At 44.8% G+C, this 23467-nt stretch carries 21 protein-coding genes; 7 read left to right on the top strand and 14 right to left on the bottom strand.

The annotated features are described in order from the left end of the window. Positions 1 to 48 precede the first annotated feature (48 nt). Complete coding sequence (locus CHL1_RS07290; RefSeq protein WP_250935678.1) at positions 49 to 2469, bottom strand: DNA internalization-related competence protein ComEC/Rec2; 2421 nt, start codon at positions 2467 to 2469, stop codon at positions 49 to 51. 190 nt (positions 2470 to 2659) lie between these two features. Between CHL1_RS07290 and CHL1_RS07285 the strand changes: the two genes are divergently transcribed. The 5 genes from CHL1_RS07285 to CHL1_RS07265 all read left to right on the top strand — a co-directional run bounded on the left by CHL1_RS07285 (position 2660) and on the right by CHL1_RS07265 (position 6604). After that, positions 2660 to 3400 carry an alpha/beta fold hydrolase gene (locus CHL1_RS07285; protein WP_250935676.1) on the top strand — a complete coding sequence of 247 codons (741 nt, stop codon included), beginning with the start codon at positions 2660 to 2662 and terminating at the stop codon, positions 3398 to 3400. After that, positions 3388 to 3597, top strand: coding sequence for an alpha/beta fold hydrolase (locus CHL1_RS07280; RefSeq protein WP_250935674.1), 210 nt, complete (start codon positions 3388 to 3390; stop codon positions 3595 to 3597). The genes CHL1_RS07285 and CHL1_RS07280 overlap by 13 nt, the downstream gene beginning before the upstream one ends. A 16-nt stretch (positions 3598 to 3613) precedes the next feature. Continuing rightward, complete coding sequence (locus tag CHL1_RS07275; RefSeq protein ID WP_250935672.1) at positions 3614 to 5236, top strand: putative manganese-dependent inorganic diphosphatase; 1623 nt, start codon at positions 3614 to 3616, stop codon at positions 5234 to 5236. 27 nt (positions 5237 to 5263) lie between these two features. Then, positions 5264 to 6094 carry an FMN-binding protein gene (locus tag CHL1_RS07270; RefSeq protein ID WP_250935670.1) on the top strand — a complete coding sequence of 277 codons (831 nt, stop codon included), beginning with the start codon at positions 5264 to 5266 and terminating at the stop codon, positions 6092 to 6094. A 129-nt stretch (positions 6095 to 6223) separates the two neighbouring features. Further along, a complete protein-coding gene (locus CHL1_RS07265) occupies positions 6224 to 6604 on the top strand; it encodes a helix-turn-helix domain-containing protein (RefSeq protein WP_026394608.1) in 381 nt (126 codons plus the stop codon). 176 nt (positions 6605 to 6780) lie between these two features. Here CHL1_RS07265 and CHL1_RS07260 read toward each other — a convergent pair whose 3' ends face one another. Then, entirely contained in the window at positions 6781 to 7410 is a 630-nt protein-coding gene (locus tag CHL1_RS07260) for a redox-sensing transcriptional repressor Rex (protein WP_250935668.1), read from the bottom strand. 148 nt (positions 7411 to 7558) lie between these two features. On the opposite strand from CHL1_RS07260, the gene CHL1_RS07255 reads away from it, so the two are divergent. Then, positions 7559 to 9487 (top strand): ABC-F family ATP-binding cassette domain-containing protein, encoded by a 1929-nt coding sequence (locus CHL1_RS07255; RefSeq protein ID WP_250935666.1) that lies wholly within the window; start codon positions 7559 to 7561, stop codon positions 9485 to 9487. 41 nt (positions 9488 to 9528) lie between these two features. After that, complete coding sequence (locus CHL1_RS07250) at positions 9529 to 9762, top strand: hypothetical protein (RefSeq protein ID WP_070372070.1); 234 nt, start codon at positions 9529 to 9531, stop codon at positions 9760 to 9762. A 101-nt stretch (positions 9763 to 9863) separates the two neighbouring features. Here CHL1_RS07250 and groL read toward each other — a convergent pair whose 3' ends face one another. The 12 genes from groL to purM all read right to left on the bottom strand — a co-directional run bounded on the left by groL (position 9864) and on the right by purM (position 23430). Next, positions 9864 to 11495, bottom strand: coding sequence for a chaperonin GroEL (gene groL, locus CHL1_RS07245; protein ID WP_250935665.1), 1632 nt, complete (start codon positions 11493 to 11495; stop codon positions 9864 to 9866). A 30-nt stretch (positions 11496 to 11525) separates the two neighbouring features. Next, on the bottom strand, positions 11526 to 11810 hold the full coding sequence (groES, locus tag CHL1_RS07240; RefSeq protein ID WP_070372072.1) for a co-chaperone GroES: 285 nt from the start codon (positions 11808 to 11810) through the stop codon (positions 11526 to 11528). Between the two features lie 236 nt (positions 11811 to 12046). Next, positions 12047 to 13060, bottom strand: a complete 1014-nt coding sequence (gene tsaD / locus CHL1_RS07235) for a tRNA (adenosine(37)-N6)-threonylcarbamoyltransferase complex transferase subunit TsaD (RefSeq protein WP_250935663.1) — start codon at positions 13058 to 13060, stop codon at positions 12047 to 12049. Between the two features lie 17 nt (positions 13061 to 13077). After that, positions 13078 to 13785: a TIGR01906 family membrane protein gene (locus tag CHL1_RS07230; RefSeq protein WP_250935661.1), complete on the bottom strand. Its 708-nt coding sequence runs from the start codon at positions 13783 to 13785 to the stop codon at positions 13078 to 13080. Continuing rightward, the gene (rimI, locus tag CHL1_RS07225) at positions 13778 to 14221 is read right to left on the bottom strand and encodes a ribosomal protein S18-alanine N-acetyltransferase (RefSeq protein WP_250935659.1); all 444 of its coding nucleotides are present in this window, start codon (positions 14219 to 14221) and stop codon (positions 13778 to 13780) included. Before rimI ends, CHL1_RS07230 begins: the two co-directional genes overlap by 8 nt. Continuing rightward, positions 14218 to 14904, bottom strand: coding sequence for a tRNA (adenosine(37)-N6)-threonylcarbamoyltransferase complex dimerization subunit type 1 TsaB (gene tsaB / locus CHL1_RS07220; protein ID WP_250935657.1), 687 nt, complete (start codon positions 14902 to 14904; stop codon positions 14218 to 14220). The genes rimI and tsaB overlap by 4 nt, the downstream gene beginning before the upstream one ends. Positions 14905 to 15024: 120 nt before the next feature. Next, positions 15025 to 17628 carry a glycoside hydrolase family 3 C-terminal domain-containing protein gene (locus tag CHL1_RS07215; protein WP_250935655.1) on the bottom strand — a complete coding sequence of 868 codons (2604 nt, stop codon included), beginning with the start codon at positions 17626 to 17628 and terminating at the stop codon, positions 15025 to 15027. A 39-nt stretch (positions 17629 to 17667) separates the two neighbouring features. Next, a complete protein-coding gene (gene proC / locus CHL1_RS07210) occupies positions 17668 to 18483 on the bottom strand; it encodes a pyrroline-5-carboxylate reductase (protein ID WP_250935653.1) in 816 nt (271 codons plus the stop codon). Between the two features lie 270 nt (positions 18484 to 18753). Beyond that, a complete protein-coding gene (gene purD, locus CHL1_RS07205) occupies positions 18754 to 20010 on the bottom strand; it encodes a phosphoribosylamine--glycine ligase (RefSeq protein WP_250935651.1) in 1257 nt (418 codons plus the stop codon). A gap of 167 nt (positions 20011 to 20177) precedes the next feature. After that, entirely contained in the window at positions 20178 to 21707 is a 1530-nt protein-coding gene (gene purH / locus CHL1_RS07200) for a bifunctional phosphoribosylaminoimidazolecarboxamide formyltransferase/IMP cyclohydrolase (RefSeq protein ID WP_070372079.1), read from the bottom strand. Between the two features lie 53 nt (positions 21708 to 21760). Beyond that, positions 21761 to 22393, bottom strand: a complete 633-nt coding sequence (gene purN / locus CHL1_RS07195) for a phosphoribosylglycinamide formyltransferase (protein ID WP_250935649.1) — start codon at positions 22391 to 22393, stop codon at positions 21761 to 21763. Beyond that, the gene (gene purM / locus CHL1_RS07190) at positions 22384 to 23430 is read right to left on the bottom strand and encodes a phosphoribosylformylglycinamidine cyclo-ligase (RefSeq protein WP_250935647.1); all 1047 of its coding nucleotides are present in this window, start codon (positions 23428 to 23430) and stop codon (positions 22384 to 22386) included. The genes purN and purM overlap by 10 nt, the downstream gene beginning before the upstream one ends. Positions 23431 to 23467: the final 37 nt, after the last annotated feature.

Here is a 23467-nt window from a genome sequence, read left to right as displayed (position 1 = left end):
CAATAATTTAGGTTGAGTTTTGCTTTTTTTATAATTGTTTTATACTTTTTAATTTATATAGCTTTTAATGCGAATGAATTCACCATTGCTGGTAATTTCCACAGCGCCCTTTTGATCGGTTCGCAGTGCTGCGATAGCTTCTTCCTCCAAACGATTCATTACTTCATCACTGGGATGATTAAAGGAATTATTGGCACCCACTGAAATCACTGCAGTTTCCGGCTCCACCACCTGTAAAAAAGCCAGCGAAGATGAGGTTTTACTGCCATGGTGAGGAATTTTGATCACTTGAAAGTCCCGTTCATCGCTTTCGGCCTGCAATTCGGCAATCAACTGTTTTTCGACCTCGGTTTCTACATCTCCACACAATAATAGATTAAAATTTTGATAGGAAAGAGCCATCACCAGCGACGCGTTATTCTGCTCTTCATCTGCTACCGGACGGATCGAACCGTCTGGATTATACACCGTAATGGTTACGCCGTCACGCCCTTTTACCACTGATCCTTTTTTTAATAAGGACACTGGAACCAGCTGTTGATTGAGAAGTTCGTCATTGTTGGTCTGGACACTCATAAAGAGATTCTCGACCGGATAACCGTCAAAGATCAATTCTTCAACCCCCTGACTATGATCAACATGGTTATGCGTTAAAAAGATGGCATCCAGTCCCCTGATGTTTTTAGCATAAAGAACCGGGTAGAGTACCCGATCTGCGACCCGATTGCTTCGTTCAAAAAGATAGCCGCCCCCATCAACCAGATAATTCTGACCACCCGGAGTCTCAATTAAAATGCTGTCGCCCTGACCCACATCCAAAACAGTAACGACCAGATTTCTGGGCAACAGCGGTGCTGCTGCCACAATCAGCACCAACACCAGTGCAAAACTTAACACTGTATTTCGAACATAGGGTTGCCGGAGATAAAAATAGCCGGAAAACAGAAAGACCAGCAACAACGCCAGTGCCATTTCAGCCAGGGATAATCCGCCCCGACTGATTCTCACAAAATTTACGGCATTTCCCAGATCATTAATTCCTTTGAGCACCACTACGATGGATTCCCCTAAAAATTCGATCGGCACTGATATGATGGGGGCTAACCCGGGAACAATCGCAACGATTGCCAAAAAAACCATCCCCACCAACAAAAACGCACCAACCAGCGGCACCACCAGCAAATTAGACAAGAAACTCATCAGTGTAAAGCTCTTAAAGTGGTAAAGCACAATCGGCAGGGTTCCCACCGTGGCGCAAAAAGTCAGCACCAGACCTTGAATCACCGGTCCCGCTTTGATTTTTGGGTTAACCCGTTTTTTATTTCGGTGTTTTTCATAAGCATACAACAACGGGAGATAAAAAAGAATGATCCCCAACATTGCACCCATGGAAAGTTGAAACCCGGCCTGAAAAAGCTGGGCAGGCCAGATAAAAAGAATTATTATTCCCGCCAAACACAGCTGATTCAGGGCATCCCGCTCTCGGTGCAGTCTCTGGCCGCCAGTGAGACAAAGAAGCATGATGGCAGCTCGGATCACCGGTGCCGCAAAACCGGTGAGGGCAACATAAAATAACAAAGCAGGAACTAAAAATAAAATCCAGTACTGCTTTTTAATCTTCAAAATGAACAGCAGAGAAGAAAGCATCAAGAACACATAGCCCACATGGAGTCCGGAAACCGATAAAACATGGGTCACTCCAGCGTCCTGAAAGCTCTGGCCAAGTTCCTCATTGATATTTTTCTCACCAAAAACAACGCCCTTGAGCAAATCTGCCACATCGTTTGAAAAATTGAGCTCCGCCTGGTGTTCCAGGTGGTGTTTAATACCCAAGATTCGATCATACAGACGCACTTGATGACCAATTTGGCGGATATTTTCCGGTTTAACCGTCAGCAATCCCTCAATTGACAGGGCTTTAAGATAGAGTCCATAATCAAATCCGCCTGGGTTTCTTTGACCTGATGGTTGAGATAATTTCCCCTTCATTAACACCAGATCTCCAGGTGCCAGATCGAATTGCGGCTCTTCGTTGGTCGTTAATGAAACATGCTCCTCTGCGGTATCTTCATCACTTTGATAGTAGACGGTTGCTCTGATCCCAGCAGTCTTGTCAAAACGATTGTTTTCATCGTCAGCATCTACTATTTCACGAGCTGTCAGATTGATCGTTAACCGATTTTCGGTGCGAATCGGGTAATCATTAACGACTCCGATCAGGGACACCTCCCGTTCATAAAAGCTGCCTAGAATATCCGTCTCCGGGAAGGCTCCGGAGCCCAAAACTACCCCAAAACCGAACAAGCCAAGAACAAATGCCACCTGGCTTATTTTGGTATCTTTAAGCAAAAACGGCATTATTGCCAGCAAAACAGCTGCGCCAAGCAACAACCACACTGGCCAGTGGTCAAAAACCCCAATAATGCCCAGGCTCAGGGTAAAAAAGCCCCATAATAACGGTCGTTTCATCGATTCTGGCTGAGTCGTCTATTCGTGCTCAGTACCGTTAATTTCATTGTCAATACCCCTTATCCCATGATATTATCTCAATTATACACTGATTACCGCTTTTTTAGTACGGGAAACCTGTTTTTTTTAAGGTATTTTGTTATAATGTGACAATAGATTTAAGAAGACCAAATGAAAGAAGGGATCGCAAATGATTGATTTAACAACCAATGGTTTTTATGCATCTGATGAGGTCAAACTGACCTATTACGAAACCCCCTGCCCCGCAAAACCAAAGGGTATTGTTCAGATTGTTCATGGCATGGCTGAACATGCCCAACGCTATCATGAGTTAATGAATTTTTTATTTCACAATCACTACCTGGCAGTGACACACGATCAAAGGGGCCATGGCCAAACCGGCAAAGACGCTGGTAACCTGGGCTTTTTTTCCAGTGGCAACGGCTGGGAGCGGGTTGTTTCCGATGTCAAAGAAATTTCTGGAGCGCTTAAAGAAGCCTATCCAGAACTGCCGCTGTTTATCACTGGTCATAGTATGGGGTCGGTGGTTACCCGCACAACCATCATTGATTATTCAGAATTATATGAAGGGGCAATCATCATCGGCACAACTGTCGGTATCAACAACTTAATGCGCAAAACCGCCAGCATCATTGCCCGCCGGGAGATCCGCAAAAATGGTGAAACCACCCCCTCTAAACTATTATCCAAGCTATCCTTTGGTAGCTATAATAAAAAGTTTAAACCCAACCGAACTGAATATGATTGGATCTCCCTGAGTAAATCCAACGTCGATGCCTATTTAAGCGATGATCTCTGTGGTTTTACCTGTAGTGCCGGGTTTTACCGAGATTTGTTTTATGGTCTTGATTACACCACCAAAACGTCGAATCTCAAAAAATTCCCAGCGAATTTCCCTTGCTTTTTTTAGCTGGCCGGGATGACCCCGTTGGCGGCATGGGCAAAGAAGTAATGCAGCTAACTCAGCAGCTAAAAAAACTCGGTGTCGCAAACGTCGAGTCGATTCTCTATCCGCTGATGCGACATGAAATTCTAAACGAAGATAAACGAGAATTAGTCTATAAAGATATCCTACGATTTTTAAATACGCATTCATTATCTAAATAAATAAGGAGATCCACCGATGACCCCAAAAATATATGTCTTCGGACACCGCAATCCGGATACCGATTCCATCTGTTCAGCCATTGCCTATGCTCATTTAAAACAAACCCTGGGACATACTCTGGTCTTTCCCGCCCGGCTGGGCCCCGTTAATAAGGAGACCCAGTTTGTTCTCGATACCTTTGGCGTCAGCTTACCCGAACTGATCAAAGATGTCAAACCCCAGGTTTCAGACCTGGTGCTGACTGATTTTTCGATGGCCTATGAAAAAGACTCCGTTTCAAAAACCATGGGCCAGATTATTGATCATCCTGGCCGCTCCTTACCTGTAATCAGCGATGAAGAGCAGCTCATTGGGATGGTTTCCCTGTCCGATATTATTCCCGCCTACACCGATGCTTTTTCAAAATCGCTGCTGCGGGACAGCGAAACCCCACTGGATAACATCATTGATTTACTTGAAGCTCAGGTTTATGGCTCAATCAAATCCGAACTAGTGCGGGGCGATGTTTATACCATTACCGAAATCGAGGATGGTCAAACCTTAAGCAGTCGAGACATTTTAGTTACCGTTTCACAGGATATCTATCTCAACCGGGCCTTTGCCACTGGTGCCGGAATTATTATTGTTTCCAATGCATCTCCAGATATCGTTTTTGATATTCCCAAAAATTACCAGGGGGCCGTATTGATTGTCGCCTTTGGTCCCTTCGAAGTCATCCGGTTACTCTGTCAGGGAATTCCGATCAAAAAATATTACCAGAAACACCATCTGGAATATTTCATGCCTTACGAAACCATCGATGATGTCAAAAAAAACATGCTAACCTCAGATCATGAGCGTTTCCCCGTGGTGGATGTCGACGGAAGGGTTCTTTCAACCATTTCCCGTAGCAACCTGATTGACTTTAGCCGGAAAAAAGTGATTCTGGTCGACCACAACGAACGCAACCAGTCGATCGTTGGCGTTGAAGAAGCTGAAATCATTGAAGTGATTGACCATCATCGGGTCGCTGAAATCCAAACTGCTACACCACTGTATCTGCGAATTGAACCAGTTGGCTGCACCGCCACCATTGTCGCCAAAATGTACCATGAGCATCAGGTTGCCATCCCCAAAGATATGGCCGGACTGATGCTCAGCGCAATTATCTCGGATACGCTGCTTTTTAATTCTCCCACCTGCACTGAAGAAGACCGGGTTATTGCCCTGGAATTAGGGAAAATTTTGAATCTCGATGTTAAGAGTTACGGCGAAAAAATGTTAGTGGCTGGCAGTAATTTAAAAGAAATGCACCCCTTTGAAATTATCTCCACCGATCGGAAGCTATTCACCATGGGAGCCTATAAAATTGGGGTTTCACAAATCAATACTGGAGATTTCCGGGGTATCTTTGACAAGCTGGATGGGGTTCTGCTGGAAATGAATAAATTGTGTGAAGAAGAGAGCCTGGATCTGGCGATTTTAATGGTTACCGATATTATATTGGGAGGCTCCGAACTGATCATCGCTGGTGAGGCTAAAAACCTTGCTCAACTGGCTTTTGGCTTTCAGCCGGGAGAATTCAGTAAATACATGAATGGCGTTTTCTCCCGAAAAAAACAGATTGTTCCGCCACTGATGAACGCTTCGGCTTATTAAATGCAAATCCAAACATTGGTGAGAAAGATGCAAAAGAACGAATCCAAAAATCATATCGGCCTGCGGCTGGTGATCATCCTCCTGGTCTCAGGTTTGCTATCGCTTTTATTGACTGGCTGCGTTGAAAAAGAACTGATCAATGATCCCGCAACTGGTTCAATTTTTTCGGCAGATATTTCTGGCGCCCTGATCGATGGTCAGTATTCCGCAAGCACAAAATATTATGACACTCGGGGCTATGGCCAACAATTGAACATTTTAATAAAAAACGGCCTAATTACACGGGTAACCTTAAACGAAATCGACAAAAACAAGTCTGATCGCCTGTCTGTCGAGGGTTCTGACAAAACCTGGCCCAATCTGGCTGTGGCAAATTTAAGTGCTCTCTATCTCCGCCTTTATAGCGAATTGCTGATGTCGCAAAATCCTGATGAAACTGACGCTATATCCGGTGCGACACAAACATCCGAAAAATTTATCAGTTTGTCCAAGGCAATTCTGGATCTGGCCAGCAAAGGTGATCATGAACCAATAAAAATTGACACCCTCGATACTTATTCAATCACCAGCAACCCCGACCATGATGGCTATCAGGGATTTCTTCAGGCAACCTTTAACGGATCAACGCTCGTCACTCTGAGTTACGATGAAATTATAACCGAAGACGGAAAATCAAAACGCAAATCAACTGATCCTCCTGCCAATACGGACTTTAATGCATTATTTGACACAATAACTGAGACGGCACTTAGCAGTCAGTCTCTGGAAAGTCCATTTCCAGCCAATGAAGCATCTCCAGAAAAAGTCAAATACGGAGAATGTCTACGACTCTTAAGAGAAGCAAGAGCGCCTTTTTGATGCTTTATCCCTTTAAGATTTATTCCTTTAATTCAACCGTAAATCTTGACAAATGTTAAAGACGTGGTATAATTACGCTATAGGCAGTGCATTTATGCCAACAATTCTAAACTGAAAGAAGGTGAAAAAATGGAAAACAATACTTTTGGCAGCCGATTAAAAGCGTTGCGGATTTCAAAACGATTAACACAGGAGAATTTTGCCAATCTTTTCTATCTAAATAAAAGCTCTATCTCCAAGTATGAAAAAGATAAAAACTTACCTGAAAACCAATTACTGATAAAAATTGCAGATTTCTTTGAAGTTTCTGTGGACTATTTATTATGTAGAACCGATCAGCCAAAGCTTTTACCAAGCAACCCGAAACCGATGACATGTGAAGAATTTTTGAAATCTTACGTTTTTTCCAACGAAGAAGTGGATTCTTTTTCTTCGTACTTCTCTTTCCCGGAAAGCTATAAGCAAGAGGTTCTGGATTTTATTAATTTTAAGAGCTCCAGTGGGAAGTAAATCAAAAACTACGAAAATCATGTTTAAATAACTTGTTATAAAACAAAAGAAACACAAAGAAAGTGTTTCTTTTTTAATTCACCGATATATCCGCAGTTGTGTTTTCTTTTTTGAGCAAAATATAAAGAGCCTGATTAAAGAAAATCAAACTCTTCCCATACTCTACAACTAATCTTTTACTCACCCAGCAGATAAGTTAACGTGAATAAACTATCTGTAATGTTAACATTCTCAACCACTACATCACTGGGAACATCCAAATCCAATGGGCTAAAATTGAGGATACCTTTCACACCCAGTTCTGTAATCCGGGTTGCAACTTTCTGACCGACTTCCCGGGGCACACACAAAATGGCGATGTCAATTTCATTCGCTTTGACAAATTCATCAAGTTCATCCATATGTTTTACTACTACACTGCCAACGACTGTACCTACAGTCAATGGATCAACATCGAAGACGCCTTTTAAAATCACACCTTCCCGCTTAAATCGTTCGTAGTTTGCGATGGCATGACCCATATTCCCGCCACCAATGATAATACAATTATATTCACTATCAAGACCCAAAATTTCCTTGATAGCCTCCTTTAATTCTCCCACATTATAGCCGTACCCCTGTTGTCCATACCCCCCGAAAGAATTCAAATCCTGTCTAATTTGAGAAGCTGTCAGACCCATCAGACTTGCTAATTCCCGGGATGATATTTTTTCGATATCATTGAGTTGTAAATCACTTAAATATTGATAATATTTCGGTAACCGTTTTACGACGGTCATTGATACTTTTTTTGAGAAGCGATGCATGATTACTTCTCCTTTCTTTCGGATAGTCAACTAATTATATCAATATGAACCAATTACGTCAAATTATTCATTTTAATTTGCCGTTTTTTTTGATAGAATAGTAAAAGTGAACTCAAATGACTGAACAAAAACGAAAACAGGTGAAATAATGTTAATCAATATCGAAAATTTGCATTTTAGTTATGGCATTCATGAAATTTTTAATAATCTTAATCTATCCATTAATGAAAAAAAACAAATCGGTCTGGTCGGCCGCAATGGTACCGGAAAATCGACGCTGCTTAAGCTGATTACTGGCGAACTGATCCCTGATACCGGACGAATCAGCAAAAAAAACGGACTAACCATCAGCTATTTATCTCAGGAGTCCACAATTGCCGAGAACACAACCCTACTCGAAATGCTCACTGATGTATTTAAACCGCTGATCGACATGGAAAAGCGAATCAAACAAATTGGCGCTGCCATTGCCGACAGCACCGGGGCAGAGCAGGAAAAACTGATGCTGGAGTTTGGGGAATTGCAAGAAAGTTTTGCCGAACAACACGGTTATGAATACCCCAGCCGAATTCGGGGTGTCATCAATGGCCTCGGTTTTAAGCCCGAAGATCAAACTAAAGCCTTCTCGATGCTTAGCGGCGGTGAAAAAACCCGTGCTACGTTGGGCCAGATCCTACTTCAGGAACCGGAACTGCTCTTATTGGATGAGCCCACCAACTACCTCGATATCGATGCCCTGCAGTGGTTGGAACAATATCTTAAAAATTACCCCGGTACTTTTGTCATCGTGTCTCATGACCGCTATTTTATCGATAAAGTCTGTACTTCAATTATCGAAGTATCCCAGAAAAACATCAAAGAATATCAAGGCAATTATACCCAGTATGCACTAAAAAAGCGACAGGATATGATGGAACAAAATCATCAGTATCAACAACAACTTAAAGAAATCAAACACCAGCAGGAAGTCATCGACCGGTTCCGGGCTTATAACTCCATCAAAAGCTCAAAACGGGCTTCAAGCCGGGAAAAAGCCCTCAGTAAGATTGAGTTGCTCGACAAGGTCGAAACTGCTCATAACAGCCATTTCAGCTTTGTCCCCCGGGTTAAAAGCGGCAATGACGTTTTGGCGGTGACAGGGATTAAAAAATCCTTTGGCGATCGTCTGCTTTTTCAGAATATGAATTTTGAAATTCATCGCGGTGATAAAATCGGCATCATTGGACCCAATGGTGCCGGAAAAACAACCCTTTTTCGCATTTTGCAGAAAAAGTTGGTCGCCGATGCCGGCGAAATCCGACTGGGTCAGAAGGTCCATATCGGTTATTTCGATCAGGAACATCAGGCTCTGAAGCAATTCTACAATGAAAATCTGCTGGAAGCCCTGTGGGATGTCGATTCGAAACTGACTGAAGGCGAATTGCGCAATATCCTGGCGGCCTTTTTATTTGTCGGCGATGAGGTCTTTAAACCGATTGGCACCCTATCTGGCGGTGAAAAGGCCCGGTTGCTGTTGGCCCGCTTGATGATTTCTCAGTCCAACTTCTTATTGATGGATGAGCCGACCAATCACATTGACATGGACACCAAAGAAATCCTTGAAAATGCCTTGAGCCAATATGAGGGCACCTTACTGTTTATCTCCCATGACCGGTATTTTTTAAATCGAATTTCAACCCAGATCTACCAGTTCTCAGCTGATGGGATGGAAATCCATCTGGGCAACTATGATGACTATTTAAAACAAAAGGCGGATGCTTCCGCCCGGGCAGCTGTTCTGGCCGAAGAGAATAAAACAATTGTAACCAAAACACAGCAGCGAACGGATCGCAAAAAGCAAAAAGAAGAAGAAGCCCGTATTCGGCTCTTGAAGAAGCAGGTTAAGGAAATTGAAGAAACCATACTAGTGACTGAACAGAAAATCGAATCCATTGAAACTGCCATGTGTGCTCCGGATTTCTATGATAACCTGGCTTTGGCAGCTGAGATCAATCTGTCCTATGAAGCACTCAAACAGCAATTATCTGAGTTAACGGATTCCTGGGAAGTCGCCTTACTGGCTCTGGAAACCGAGTAACAATCGTTTAATAAAGCAATAATATATTATTGGAGGAAGAAATGGAACTGACTAAAAATGAAAAAAAGGTATTAAATACCCTGTTTAAAGAAGTGAAAGGAACCACCCGCAACACCATGCTGGTTGCCCTTTATGCTGCCAAACCGATCGATGATGAATCTCCCGATGCCCAAGCCCTGATCACTTTAATCAATGGTCTCATTATCAAACTGGCAGAGCTGGAACAACCGGAGATGGAAGTGCTATTCGCCGGGATCCCCTACAATGTCGACTAAATGCTTCTAAAACCGCAATTAAAAAGGCAGCCTCGCGAGAGACTGCCTTTTTGGTTGCTTATATTAATTATTTTAGTTTATCTACTGATGCAGCCGGAGGCTTACATCATTGGCATTCCGCCCATGCCACCTGGCATTCCGCCCATACTGGCATCTTCGCTTGGAAGATCAGCAACCGCTACTTCAGTGGTTAAGAACATTGCCGAAACACTGGCGGCATTTTGAATCGCTGAACGGGTAACCTTGGTCGGGTCAATAATGCCCGCTTTGAACATATCAACAAATTCGCCTTTAGAAGCATCATAGCCAACGCCAACAGCTTTACCAGCCATTTGTGAAACAATAACCGATCCTTCAAGACCAGCATTTTCAGCAATTTGTCGCATTGGTTCTTCAATCGCCCGACGGATGATACCAGCGCCGGTTTTTTCGTCGCCTTCCAGGGTTTCAATTAAAGCGTCAACCTTTGGAATCGCATTAATATAAGCGGTACCGCCACCGGATACAACGCCTTCTTCAACCGCTGCCCGAGTCGCATTTAATGCATCTTCGATACGGTATTTGATTTCTTTCAGTTCAGTTTCAGTGGCTGCACCAACTTGGATAACTGCTACGCCGCCGGATAATTTAGCCAAACGTTCCTGAAGTTTTTCTTTATCATATTCGGAAGAAGTTTCTGGAATCTGCGCTTTGATCTGACGGATTCGTTCTTCAACAGCCTCTTTATTTCCGCTACCTTCAACAATAATGGTATCTTCTTTGTCAACTTTTACCTGACGGGCACGGCCTAATTGTTCAATGGTTGTGGTTTTTAATTCTAAGCCTAATTCGTCCGAGATCACTTCTCCACCAGTTAATGCGGCAATATCAGCCAGCATTGCTTTACGACGATCGCCAAAGCCAGGAGCTTTTACTGCGACACAGTTAAAGGTTCCCCGTAATTTATTAACAACCAATGTTGCCAGAGCTTCTCCTTCTACATCTTCAGCAATGATTAACAGCTTGCTGCCGGTTTGAACAATTTGTTCTAAAACTGGTAAAATTTCCTGGATGTTGGAGATTTTTTTGTCGGTGATTAAGATATAGGGATTATCCAGGATGGCAACCATTTTTTCGGTGTCAGTGACCATATAAGCTGATAAGTAGCCCCGGTCGAATTGCATCCCTTCGGTAAATTCCAGTTCAGTACCCATTCCTTTGCCTTCTTCAACGGTGATAACGCCGTCATCACCGACTTTGTCCATCGCTTCGGAAATCAGTTTTCCAATTTCGGCATCGGCTGCCGAAATGGATGCAACCTGAGCGATTGCTTCTTTGCTTTCAATTTTTTTACTGTTTGCTTTTAATTCTTCGACAACAGTCGCAACTGCTTTTTCAATCCCTTTTTTAAGAACCATTGGGTTTGCACCGGCAACAACGTTACGGTTACCTTCACGAACAATTGCCTGAGCCAATAAAGTAGCTGTGGTTGTTCCGTCCCCTGCGACGTCATTTGTTTTAGTAGCAACTTCCTTAACCAGTTGAGCACCCATGTTTTCAAAGGCATCTTCCAGCTCAATTTCTTTGGCAATGGTTACCCCATCATTGGTGATAGTTGGTGAACCGTATGATTTAGCTAAAATAACATTTCTTCCTTTTGGTCCTAATGTCACCTTAACAGTATTTGCTAATTTATCTACACCAGTGATCAGAGATGCTCTGGCGTCTTCACGAAATTTAATCTCTTTAGCCATATTATTTTCCTCCTGTTTTTCTAAATTTTATTATTCTACAATTGCTAAAATATCAGCCTGACGGATGATTAAAAACTCTTCATCGCCAATTTTTACTTCATTGCCGGAATATTTGGAATAGATAACTTCATCATCTACCTTAACATCCAATGGCACCTTTTTACCATCGATAATTTCGCCAGTTCCGACAGCCACTACTTTACCCTGCTGTGGTTTTTCCTGGGCTGATCCTGGTAAAACAATTCCACCAACAGTTTTTACTTCTTCAGCTTTAACTTTAATTACTACTTTGTCACCTAAAGGTCTTAAACTCATTTTTTCCTCCATTTGATTATATTGGGTACGCTGTACCTTTTATTTCATTTATTAGCACTCATTCATCTTGAGTGCTAATAGTATTTTAAATGATTTGCAGATTGATTGCAAGTATTTTTTCCCTTTTCGTTCATCTTAATTTTTTTTAAGATTGTTTTAATTTTTAAAGATGGTACACTTCTCTTTATATAAACGTGTCTACCCTTTTGTCGACAGGCCGTATTTCCTGTCTGCCTTTATTGACGGGTTCCGATTTTTAAACCCGGAATGCCATTGAGACTTAGGTCGCTCTCTTCCCCATTGATATAATTATAGTAAGCCATCGAACCGATCATAGCGGCGTTATCGGTACAGAGAATAGGATCTGGATAGTACAAGGTCATGCCCGCATCAGCGGCTGCCTGTCCCATCATTTTTCGCAGCAACGAATTACAGGACACCCCGCCCGCCATGCAGATACTCTTCATGCCAATACTGTTGGCACAGGCAATGGTTTTGCTGACCAGCACCTCGATAACGGCCAGCTGAAACGATGCGGCCACATCATCGGGATTGACCGCCTCATTTTTCATTTTCTTGCCGTTGAGGTAATTGAGCACCGCCGATTTCAAACCGCTGAAGCTAAAATTATACTCAGTTTTATCCAGCATCACCCTGGGAAAAGCGATCGCCTCGGGGTTGCCATTTTTGGCCGCAGCATCAATGGCCGGACCGCCGGGATATCCCAAGCCCAAAACCCGGGAAATTTTGTCAAAGGCTTCTCCGGCCGCATCATCGATGGTTCGACCCAGTACCTTGAAGGTCTGATAATCTTCCACCAGGACCAGATGACTGTGGTCGCCGGATACCACCAATGTCAAAAATGGCGGTGCAAGCTCCGGAAACTGCAAAAAATTAGCGGCAATATGGCCTTCAATATGGTGTACCCCGATTAACGGTTTTCCGAGACTGTAAGCCATTGCTTTGGCTGTGGAGAGCCCAATCAGCAGCGCTCCCACCAGACCGGGACCGTTGGTCACGGCAATGGCGTCCACCTCGGCCAGAGATAGTTTACTTTCTGCCAGGGCTTCGTCGATAATGTAGGGCAGTTTGGTGACATGGTTGCGGGAGGCAATCTCTGGTACCACGCCCCCATATTTCTGATGAATATCAATCTGGGAATAAATCCGGTTGGTCAATATGTTCCGGCCATCTTCAACAATGGCCACGGATGTTTCGTCACAGGATGTCTCAATACTAAGAATTTTCATGTTTACCTCGATTAGAATTACTCGTTATTTATTTTTATGTTTTTCTTTTTCAAAACCAGCCCCATTCCCAGGGTGGTGAGTCCCAGGGGCATTAGAATATAGATGACCATTCGACCGATCATGGCGAAGAAGAAGGGCTCGGGGACAATCCAGATCAGTCGGTCGGTGGAAGGATCCATAATCCATAAGTCGTTGGAAAAAAATAACTGATGGAAGAGGATAAAGGTGTTATTGAAATTAAAAATAAAACTCGCACCAACAATCAGCAAGATCACCATAAACGTGGCCGATCCATAGAACAAGGCCTTGATAATGGCCTGGCGATCGTATTTTAACAGCACCAGAAAAGCGATCAGCGCCAGAATCAGAGCGGCGTCCCGAAGACCGAGAAAGAAAAGCAACAAGTCTCTGACATCGTCCATATGGGTGATTTCTTTGTCATTAAAAATTGAAACACTGTCGACAACGTTTTTGGCACTTCCAATGGCTAAACGGGCCTGGATGTCAAAATCCTTCCGGTCGCCCTTGAGGTAGCTGATGATTTCATCGACCACCAGTTCCATATCTGGGGGATAGATACCAGTGTTATCAGTGACCTGATTTTTTTCCATCTGATCCATGTAAAACGCTTTGTCAAACACCGCTGCTTCAATGCCGCTGATAAAAATAATAACCGGAAAAAGGATTCCCAGCAACACTGTAACTATTTTGATGGTTTTATTCAAGTTTGTACCTCCACATGATGATTCCGTCCATTCCCGTGCCATAGTAATCTTTGCGTCGTCCTTGCCGGGTAAATTGGTTTTTTAAATAAAAATTGATAGCCGGCTGATTATCCCCTCGTACCTCCAGGGTCATCGCCACACAACCTTGCTCCAGTGCCAGGGCCAGCATTGCATTGATAATATTTTGCCCCACCCCGGTCTGGCGATAGGCTTCCAGTACTGCGATATTGGTAATGTGGGCTTCATCAATCACCTGCCAGAAGCCACCAAAACCAATAATTTCGCCATCTAATTCAGCGACAATATAATTGGAGAGGATATTGTTAGTTTCTGCCTTATAGGAATCCTCGGTCCAATTGTGTGAAAAGCAGGCCTGATCCACCTTAAAAACGCCGGGGACATCCCGGGACTCCATCAGTCGATAATGGATCATCATTTTTTATGCTCTTCGGCGTAGGAAGGCCGAATATAAAAGGGTTCCACTTCCCGATAATGGCTGGTCGCCCCCTTTAAGGCCCGCTTAAGGACCAGGGCAGCGGCTGACGAGGCTCGGTTCATGTTGAGATAATTGGGAACGATCCGGGCGGTAGGAATCGCTCCCTGCAGGATTTGTGAAAAGCGGGGTAAGCCATCACCCAAGAAATAGATGGTCTCTTTTCGCCCTTGTAAAAAAGTAATGAGCTTATCAATTTCCATCACCGCATCGGCCAGATCCTGAACCAGTTGGCCGTCTTCAAAATGAAAAACACCAGTATAGGTCTGGTTACGCTGGGCATCCAGAATCGGACAGATCAGACCATTGGCAAAGGGAATATTCATGGCCAGGCTTTCCAGGGTGGATACTCCTACTACCGGTTTATTCAGAGCCTGAGCAAAGCCCTTGACGGTCGCCATACCAATGCGCAAGCCGGTAAAGGAACCGGGACCGGAAACAATGCCGAAAACATCAATATCCTGAATCGAAAGACCCCCATCACTGAGCAAATGATCAATAGCAATCATCAGTTTCTCGGAATGTTTTTTTTGATGATTGATAATCATTTCGCCGACTAATTTTTCTTCGTTTAATATGGCAACCGTTGCCACCATGGTGGATGTATCAATGGTGAGTGTATTCATCTTTTGCTTTCCTTCTTAATTATTATTTGCTGAACTATTTTAAACTAATACCCCAGCCTGACAAAGAGAAGGTACCGATTATGGATCAAAACAAATCGGTACGCTTTCTCGTTAATCATCTTACTTCTTTTTTAGCTTTGCCAGTGCTTTGAGATCCCGATCGATATCCTTAAGCTTTTCATCGGAGAAAAAGTCATCGGGCAGTAATTTCTGAGCCTTATCAAAGCAGATTCCCATTTTGATGGCCATTTGCAGATAGTCACTTTCAAAAGTTTCGTCACCAAAATAATTTCGGAGAATCTGCATAACATCCTCATCCTCGACCAGATCCCGAACTTTAGAATGGATACAGAGGTACTCTTCCTCATTACCACCGAAAAGACTTTTGAAAAAACCCTTTTTCTTTTCGGTGCAATTAACCAACTTTTCGAAGGTAATCCCTTCCAGTGACTGATCTGAATTGACCAGTTCAATAATCTTATCAATACATTCTTCGGTGAAGATGCCATTGGAAAACTCAACCAGTTTGCGCAAGGGGGTGTTGGCCAGCATCGTCATAAAAAAGTCATCTTCTCTGGTCTGGTCATCCCCCATGATTTCTTCAAAGCCCGAGAGCAGTAGTTTTAAGATCGTCTGTCCCCGCTCGGTTTTTTCAAAATCGCTGAGATAGGATAAGGGGTTGATCGGATGGATCAGATCTTTGGTAATCTGAACCGCATAGACAATCGGCAAATCCCGGCTGGATGACCCGATATAGATCTGGTGACTGCCCGACTCATGTTCCCAGGATTTGGTGGTGGGATTATAATAGCAAAAATCACTGAGTCCCAACTCAAAGCTGACCTCGGCCGAACGCCCCGCCGGGATGAAGACTTTTTTAAAGGCCCGCAGTTCCCGCAGTGGCCGCAGGATGGCGGTATCTGATTTTCCCGTGTATAACTGAACAATTTCCTTACCGTTCATTACGCCGGAATTGGTAACACGGCATCTAACGGTAACCATTTTTTCTGCATCGATTGTTAACGCTGGCTCATCAATCGGTTCATAGTTAAAATCGGTGTAGCTGAGCCCAAATCCAAAGGGAAAACGGACCTTCTTCTTCGTAAAGTCGTAATAACGGTAGCCGACAAAAATACTTTCGCCGTAAACAACCTCATCATGGATTCCCGGAAAATTAATATAAGCTGGGGTGTCTTCCAGCCGCATTGGAATGGTTTCCGCCAGCTTGCCGCAGAAATTATTTTCGCCAAATAAAAGCTTGGCAATGGCATCACCGCCCGCCTGACCGCCTAAAAACATCTCGACGATGGCCTGGGGTTGGTGTTCCCAGCTCATATCAACAACGCCGCCATTCTGAACAATCACCACCGTCTTAGGTTGAACCTTGCAGATCTTACGGATCAGGGCAAGCTGTTTTTGGGGCAGATGCAAATGGGTCCGGTCATAACCTTCTGACTCATCGTGATCCGGCAAACCCACGAATAACAAGGCCATTTCGGAGTTTTTTGCGACTTCCTCCGCCTGCTCGGCCAAATGAATCTGCTCCACCACCTCATCATGAATATAGCCCTGATGGGGGAACAACTGGATTTCATCGCCCACCAATTTTTTAATCCGTTCATAAGGTGAATCGATATGGTAGGGATTTATTTTTGAGCTGCCGCTGCCCTGATAGCGGGGATCAAAAGCCATGCTTCCGATAATCGCCAGCTTCTTGATTTTGGTCCGATCAATGGGCAGAATACACGCTTCATTTTTAAGCAGCACCATACTTTCAACCGCCGCCAGTTGGGCGATTTTGTGATGACCTTTTGGTTCAATTTCCAGATTAGTAGCATAATTGCGACGGTTTTCCTTAGCCTGAAAGGAAAACCGAATCAGCCGTTCCACCATCTCATTGAGAATGGTGACTTTCAGTTTCCCTTCTTTGATCCGGTCAAATATCTTTTGATTATTGACACCGCCATTGCCGGGCATTTCCAGATCCATTCCCGCCAATACCCCTCGAACCCGATCATAGACAGCCCCCCAATCGGAGATGACGATCCCATCGAACCCCCACTCATTGCGAAGCAGTTGGGTCAGAAAATAATTGCTCTGGGAGACAAACTTGCCATTGATGCTGTTATAGGAACACATCACCGCCATCGGTTTTCCTTCTTTGATGGCGATCTCAAAGGGTTTTAAATAAATTTCCCGCAGCGCCCGGATATCAATCTTTTCATCCACCGTCATACGCCGGGTTTCCTGATTGTTGGCCAGATAATGCTTGACTGTCGTTCCTACGCCATGATCTTTTGCGCCGAGAATAAAACTTTTCCCCAACCGGCCTGACAACAGCGGATCTTCTGAAAAATATTCAAAATTACGTCCGCACAAAGGCGATCGCTTAATATTGATGCCGGGCCCCAAAATTAGATCAACGCCCATGCTCCGGGCCTCCAGCGCAATGGTGCGGCCCACAAATTCAAGCAGTCCTTCGTCCCAGGAACAGGCCGATAGTACTGCTGGCGGAAAACAGGTGGCCGGTTTACCCTGGGGAATCCCCAGGGCTCCGTCATTCTCAATCACCCGCATGCCATGGGGGCCGTCAGCCATAAATACCGGCTCGATGCCGTATTTGGAATAGCCCACGGTTTCCCAGTCGGTTCGGCCCGAACAGAGGGATACCATTTCTTCGAGACTCATATTTCTTCGTATTTTTTTAATTAATCCTTCATCCATGATAAATCATCTCCTTAATGGATTAACCAAATCTAAAAGTTATGCTTTCTTTTTACTCATTGCCAATGATTTTCTGGCGCAGGCATCTACGGCTGAAATTATAGCGTCCCTGAAGCCTTTGGCTTCCAGAACCCGGACGGCTTCGATGGTGGTGCCTCCGGGGGTACAGATCTGATCTTTGAGTTTTCCGGGATGTTCGCCAGATTCCAGAACCAGTTTGGCAGCACCGTAAACTGCCTGGGCTGACAAGCGATAGGCCTGATCCCGGGGGAAGCCATGAAGAACCCCACCATCGGCCATGGCCTCAATCAGCAGCATCGTATAGGCCGGTGCTGAGCTGGCGATTCCGGGCACCACGTCCATCAGCTTCTCACTGATAATTTCAGCTTTACCAAAGCTCTCAAAAATCGTGATGATATCCTGAATGTCCTCTTGCGTCATGATATCATCTGGACACAGAGTTGAATCGGATTCTCCGACAAATGCCGGAGTGCTAGGCTGGGTTCTGATTACTTTAACATCGCTGCCCAAAAATTCCTTGATGTCATCAAAGCCAACACCGACTGCAATCGAGACGATAATTACCGACGGTTTGATACTCCCGGCAATTTCCGCCAGCACCTTGCCATATAAAAAGGGTTTCACTGCCAAAACCAGATAGTCTGCCTGGGCTGCCACGGCTATATTGGAATCCTGAATCGTAACCCCATATTCTTCCGCCACCTGAGCTCTGGCGGCGTCTTCAGGATCATAACAGTGAATATTTTCCGGCCGGAATAATTCACCCTTTACCAAACCACCAATCATAGCCTTTGCCATGTTTCCGCAACCGATAAAACTAATATTATTTTTCACGTTAACTCCTCATGCTTATGCTAATCAGCTGTGTTTATCAGCTGCGAGCGACCGGTTCATCTTCAAATGATCGGAGTCGTCGTGCCAACCAACGCTAAGCTGATTGATTTTTTTGTACCAGGATTTTTTAATTTTATACCCTCTATTTTAGACTTTAATTCAACCCAGTGCAAACCTAAAATGGAAAAACCCACTAATTCTTAAATTAATGGGTTGGATTATCCATAACCAAGTCACTATGCTCAGTTTCAAATTTAGTATGAATTTCCGCTAGTTAAACTTTGCAATATCAGTTCGGTATTGGGCGCCTTCAAAGTGGATTTTGCCGATGTTGGCGTAAACGGTTTTTCTGGCGGCTTCACGAGTTTCGCCCAGCGCTGTGACACAGAGGACCCGGCCGCCGTTGGTTTGTAGTTCGCCGTTGACCAGCTTGGTTCCGGCGTGGAAAACGACGCAGTCTTGCATATCTTCAATGCCGGTGATAACCTTGCCTTTTTCGTAAGTGCCGGGGTAGCCGCCGGAAGCGATGACTACGCAAACAGCTTCTTTACTACTCCATTTGATCTCACAATCAGCCAGCTTGCCATCAATGACAGCTTCCATGATTTCGACCAGATCCGATTCCAACCGCATCAGAACGCTCTGGGCTTCAGGATCACCAAAGCGAACGTTAAATTCAAGAACCTTCGGGACACCATTATCAATCATCAGGCCAATAAACAGAACACCTTTAAAATCCATCCCATCGGCAATAAAACCATTGATAATCGGATCCAGAATCTCTGCTTTGATGCGCTTGTTCAGGGTTTCATCGGCAAACAGCACATTGGGGGAATAGGTTCCCATGCCGCCGGTATTTAAGCCTTCATCATTGTCATAGGCCCGTTTGTAGTCCTGAGCACTTTCCATCGGGACAATCGTTTTACCATCGACAAAACAGAGCATCGAGGCTTCCTGTCCGGTTAAGAATTCTTCGATCACGACCTTATCGCCAGCTTCTCCGAATTCCCTTTTTTTCATGATCATTTCCATGCCGGCTCGGGCATCGGTTTCATTTTCGGGGATCAGTACCCCTTTACCGGCGGCCAGACCATCAGCCTTGATTACCATTGGATAGCCATAAACACCCAGATCTTTGATAATTTCATCAAAATCGGTATATTCTTTATAGGCCGCCGTGGGAATATTGTGACGGAATAAAAATTCCTTGGTAAAGGCTTTGCTGCCCTCAAACTGAGCACAATGTTTGTTAGGACCAAAAACTTTTAAACCAGCCGCTTCAAAAGCGTCGACCATTCCCATAACTAGGGGGACTTCGGGACCGACAACGGTAAGATCAATCTGATGTTCTTTGGCAAAAGCCAAACAGCCGGGAATATCTTCCACCGACAAATCCACACATTCGGCCAATTCTGCCATGCCGCCGTTGCCCGGGGCGGCATATATTTTTTCAACCCGGGGGCTTTGGGCAAGCTTCCATGTCAACACATGCTCCCGACCACCGGATCCAATCATTAATATTTTCATCTGTCTCTCCTCGTTTTGCTTTCATTTTTTATAACACCTCGTTTTGCAAAGAGAATTGTTCGAATTCAAGGCGGAGACGGTTTTGGCCGACGGGAGCGTATCTATTAATACGTGACCAAGGCCAAAACCGTCTCCAACGCAGAAGTCGGGCAATTATCGATGCAAAACTAGTGTTTGAAGTGGCGCATGCCAGTAAACACCATCGCAATCCCCGCCTCATCACAGGCTTTGATTGAATCTGCATCTTTTCCAGCCCCACCGGGTTGGATGATGGCGGTAATACCGGCTGCGGCGGCAGCCTTGACACTGTCGTCAAAGGGGAAGAAGGCGTCCGATGCCATCACTGCGCCTCTGACGTTTTCACCGGCCTGACGGATGGCGTTTTCCAGAGCGCCGACCCGATTGACCTGGCCCGGTCCGTTGGCAATCAGACATTTATTTTTAGTCAGACTGATGGCGTTGGATTTGGTGTTTTTAACCGCTTTCCAGGCAAACAGTAATTCGGCCATTTCGGCTTCGCTGGGCTGACGTTTGGTGACGACTTTTAACTCATCATACAAGCTGGTATCACGTTCCTGAACCAGCAGACCACCCATCACTTTTTTGACTTCATAGCTGGGTTCGTTGTGAATGATGTCGGCCAGCTCCAATAAGCGCAGATTTGGTTTCGCGGCCAGCACTGTCAAAGCTTCTGGTGTAAATCCCGGTGCAACGATTACTTCCAGGAATGTTTCCACCATTTCTTTGGCGGCGGCCTCATCAATCAAGCGATTCGAGGCAATAATGCCACCAAAAATCGAAACCGGATCGCTGTCATGGGCTTTTTTGTAAGCCACCGCAATTTTTTCGTCACTGGCAATGCCACAGGGATTGGCATGTTTTACTGCGACAATGGTGGGTTCATCCCCATATTCCTTTAGGATTTCCAGAGCCCCATTGGTGTCGTTGATATTATTATAGGAAAGTTCTTTGCCCTGGAGTTGTTTGGCGGCGGTGAGGGCGCCTTTAACCGGCACGACTTCGCCATAGAAAGCAGCTTTTTGGTGGGGATTTTCACCGTATCGCAGATCCTGAACCTTCTCAAAGGTCATCGTGATGGTGTCTTGTAAGACTTCCCCGTCGATTCGTTTTCTTAAGTAGTCAGCAATCATCGTATCATAGTTGGAGGTCGTTTCAAACACTTTTAAGGCCAGCTTATAGCGGGTTTGATAGTTTGTTTGACCGTTTGCTTCCAGTTCTGCGAGCACTACAGCATAGTCTTCCGGATCGACTACGACAGTTACGTCATTGAAGTTTTTGGCTGCCGAGCGCAACATCGTTGGTCCGCCGATATCGATGTTTTCGACCGCATCTTCAAAGGCAACCCCTTCTTTCAGAATCGTATTCTTAAATGGGTAGAGGTTAATGACCAACAGATCAATGGGAGTAATCTCAAGCTCTGCCATCTGTTTCTGATGATCGGGATTATTGCGGATACCCAGAATCCCACCGTGGATCTTCGGATGCAGGGTTTTGACCCGTCCGTCCAGACATTCCGGAAAGCCGGTCACTTCGGAAACGCCGGTAATTGTCAATCCTGCTTCTCGTAGAGCTTTGGCGGTTCCCCCGGTAGACAGGATTTCCCATCCCATTTCTGCCAGTTTTTTTGCAAATTCGACAATCCCACGTTTATCCGATACACTTAACAATGCTCTCATTTTATTCCTCCAAATTTATAACTCTAATAAGTTCCCTGTGTTTTTTATCAAATCTATACTGTTTTATTTTTGACAATTCGGCCTGTCACTGACAATTGATCAAGACAAAACGCCTTCACCGCTTTTGGTAAAAGCTCGTGTTCAATTTTGAGAACTTTCTGCTGGATCGATTCCGGGGTGTCGTCTTCGGCAACAATAACAGTTTCCTGCATAATTACCGGGTCGCCATCTGCCACTTTGTTAACAAAGTGAACCGTTGCCCCGGTGACCTTCACGCCATAATCGATGACGGCTTGATGAACACGCATCCCATAAAACCCGGCTCCGCAAAAAGATGGAATCAGGGCCGGATGAATGTTAATAATGGCATTGGGGTAAGCTTCCACAAAGGCCGGGGTAATAATTTTCATATAGCCGGCCAGCACCACCAGATCGACATCATAGCCTCTTAAAATCTCGACAATTTTTTGATCAAAGGCTTCATTACTGGGATAACCCTTGGGATTGACGGCCACTGCCGGAATCCCGGCGGCTTCTCCCCGTTCCAGACCAAAGGCATGGCGGTTATTGGAAATAACGACCACAATTTCACCATATTTGTGATGAATGGTATCAATCAGAGACTGAAAATTTGTTCCGCCACCGGAAACCAGCACACCGATTTTTTTTAAAGCTTTTACAGACATAGCTCGATTTTTTCCTCTCCTTTTACAATGGAACCGAGAATAACCGGCTTTTCGCCCTTGGCAGTTAAACCGGATAGAAAGGCTTCAACCTGGTCAGCTGGCAGAACAGCCACCAGGCCAATCCCCATATTAAAGGTGGCATACATGCTTTCAGCGGCAATTTTTCCCGCTTCCTGGATAAATTTAAAAATCGGCAGGGTTTCGATTACACTGGCATCGACCTTGGCGCAAAGTCCATCAGGAATCATCCGGGGTATGTTTTCATAGAAACCGCCGCCAGTGATATGGCTCATGCCCTTAATTTTGCATGGTTTGATCAGATCGGCCAAGGCTTTTACATAAATTCGGGTCGGTGTCAGCAGGGCTTCACCCAGGGTCATACCGAGATCCTCCACATAGGTATTGATGTCCAGCGACAGATCTTTGAATAAAACCTTTCGAACCAGCGAAAAACCATTACTGTGAACCCCGGAGGATGGTAGCCCCACCAACACATCCCCTTCAGCAATATTCGCACCAGTGACAATATCATCTTTTTCAACAATGCCCACCGCAAAACCGGCCAGATCATACTCATCCAGGCCATACATGTCAGGCATTTCCGCCGTTTCGCCACCGATTAAGGCCATATTCCCCTGAATACAACCTTCAGCAATCCCTTTAACAATGGTGGCAATTTTTTGCGGATAGTTTTTGCCGCAGGCAATGTAGTCCAAAAAGAACATTGGTTGGGCGCCCTGACACAAGATATCATTAACACACATCGCCACACAGTCGATGCCAATGGTATCATGGCGATCCATCATAAAGGCCAGCCGTAGTTTGGTACCAACGCCATCGGTTCCGGAAACCAGGACTGGTTTCTGATAACCTGCGGGCAGTTCGAACAGCCCGCCAAATCCGCCCAGGTGCGAAAGAACCCGATCGTTAAAGGTCCGCTTGACATCGGCCTTCATTAGTTTAACCGATTCGTAACCCGCTTCAACGTCCACTCCGGCTTGTCGATAGGCATCTGTTTTTATCTGATTTTCTGACATGTTTCCTCCATCTATTTTTAGTTCCAGTTTCTAGCAT

The sequence above is a fragment of the Acetobacterium wieringae genome (assembly GCF_023700225.1).
Taxonomy (GTDB): Bacteria; Bacillota; Clostridia; order Eubacteriales; family Eubacteriaceae; genus Acetobacterium; species Acetobacterium wieringae.
This window is presented reverse-complemented; position numbering and strand designations above follow the sequence as displayed.